Here is a 2,371-nt window from a genome sequence, read left to right as displayed (position 1 = left end):
CCCCGCAACCAGCACATCGAACCACCCGCCCCGTCGCAAGACGCGGGCGGGTTTTTCGTTTGCGCCGCGGACACGCAGGGCACCGCCCTGCACCCGCCAAAGGGCACGGCCCTTTGGAAACCCCACACCGGCCACGCTATCTCCCCCGGCATGCCCCAGCACGCCCGGTACCCCTACAGCCCCCTCCCGCACAGGCCCGTCTATGACTGACGCAAGAGGGTGGTGAGGAGTAAAAAACCGGGAATGTGGCCGACCACCTGAGATGCGACGTATCTAAAGCATGCCATCCCTCTCTTCGGACTTCGGTATCCAAACCTGCCGCATTACCTGGCACGCTGATAGGCGCTCGACCAAACCATTCGGTATTGCAGTGTCTCATTTTGCCAATGCAACCGAAAGTATATAAACTAGAATTCTGCTATCGACGGTCGAATATTTGATTTATGCAGGATTAATATTCACAAGCTGCAACCTTTCCGCTATCGAAGATGAATTGGCAGCCCTTGTAGGCTGCCCGATAGCATCGAGGAATGGCCAGGATGGCCTATTCGACACAGCGGACCGGGCCGGTTCGAGATGGTTTGCACGAGCGTCGTCTCAAAGCGAACGCTGCCCTTGATCGTCGCCCGTCCCAAGTCATGGGCCATCCGTGACCCACGCGCCGATTCTCGTTACGGGTGGCGCGGGCTTTCTCGGATCCCACCTCTGCGACAGCCTGCTCTCCGCAGGACGAAATGTCTTATGTGTCGATAATTACTTTACCGGCCGAAAAGACAACATCATTCATCTACATGCGCAGCCACGATTCGAAGCGATGCGCCATGATATCACTTTCCCTCTCTACGTAGAGGTTGGTGATATTTATAACCTGGCATGTCCAGCGTCGCCGATCCACTATCAGTTCGATCCGGTTCAAACGACGAAGACATGTGTGCTCGGCGCAACCAACATGCTGGGGTTGGCGAAACGGCTGAGAACTCGTGTCCTGCAGGCATCGACATCCGAAGTTTACGGGGACCCGTTCGTTCACCCACAGACCGAGCAATATTGGGGTAACGTCAATCCGATCGGATCTCGGGCTTGCTACGACGAAGGCAAGCGTTGTGCGGAAACGCTCTTCTTTGATTATCGGCGCCAGTACGGGTTGAATACGAAGGTCGTTCGGATCTTCAACACCTACGGTCCGCGCATGCGGCCGGATGACGGCCGCGTGGTGAGCAACTTTATCGTCCAGGCCCTGCGGGGAGATCCCATCACCATCTATGGGGATGGCAATCAGACACGGAGCTTCTGCTACGTCGATGACCTCATCGACGGGATGATCCGAATGATGGATCAGCCGGCGTCTTACGGAGGGCCGATCAATCTCGGCAATCCATCGGAATTTACGATTCGAGAGCTGGCGGAATGCGTACTGCGCTTGACCGGCTCCCGAAGCCGCATCGTGCACCATCCCCTCCCCGCCGATGATCCCCGGCAACGCCAGCCTGATATTGGGCTCGCCCGGGACGATCTGGGCTGGCAGCCCAGAGTTCAGCTTGAAGATGGTCTGAAGGAGACCATTCGTTACTTTCGATCCATTATATCTTGAGTATGGAAGAACTAATGACGACCGAGACTCTGCCGGCTCGCTCCGCAGCCGCCGTGCCGCCTAAAGTCAGGGATGCACGCCGTAAGGCTCTGGGATCGATGCGTTCGCCGTCGCAGATGAAAATCATCTGCATCGATATTACGAACAAGTGCGATTTGGGTTGTTCGAATTGCACGCGATTGCTCGTCAATCAAGACGAGCACTGGGATATGTCACCGGAGAATTTTCGACTGGCGGTCCAGAGCTTGAAGGATTACCCGGGAACCATTGCGATCATCGGGGGCAACCCTTGCATGCATCCAAAATTTGCTGAGCTATGTAAGATCTTCGCCGAAGAAATTCCCAATAAGGAACAGCGGGGTCTCTGGACCAATAATGTCTTCAAGCATGCCGAGTTGTCCAAAGAGACATTCGGTGTATTCAACCTCAATCCGCACAACAGCAAGCGCGGGGTCGCCTCCCTTGAGCCGCTGAAGCAACTCGGTTTGTACTATGAGGGGCACTCCGACCATTCGTCATTGCTTGCCGCCATCCAGGATCTCTACGAACCGGTTGAGATGTGGGAGCGGATCGGGCGCTGTGATGTCAACCAGTTCTGGTCCGCTTCGATCGTGCAGATCCACGGTCAATTGAAGGCCTACTTCTGCGAGGTCGCAGCCTCGTTCGATCTGGCGCGGGGTGGCAATAACGGCATGGAGGTGACGCCTGGCTGGTGGAAGCTTCCCATGAAGGCCTTCGAAGCGCAGGTGGATCGCTTTTGTGTGTTTCGGCGTGCAACTT

General features: G+C 56.1%; 2 protein-coding genes. Both read left to right on the top strand.

All coding sequences use genetic code 11. The features are described 5' to 3' along the window. Positions 1–649: 649 nt before the first annotated feature. Positions 650–1,591 (top strand): UDP-glucuronic acid decarboxylase family protein, encoded by a 942-nt coding sequence (locus tag MFF22_RS24545; RefSeq protein WP_238253388.1) that lies wholly within the window; start codon positions 650–652, stop codon positions 1,589–1,591. Between the two features lie 14 nt (positions 1,592–1,605). Then, positions 1,606–2,371 (top strand): radical SAM family protein (locus MFF22_RS24540; protein WP_238253387.1); only part of this gene is annotated, 766 nt, incomplete at its 3' end.

It is taken from the genome of Methylobacterium persicinum, from assembly GCF_022179525.1.
In the GTDB taxonomy this organism is placed as follows: domain Bacteria; phylum Pseudomonadota; class Alphaproteobacteria; order Rhizobiales; family Beijerinckiaceae; genus Methylobacterium; species Methylobacterium persicinum.
This window is presented reverse-complemented; position numbering and strand designations above follow the sequence as displayed.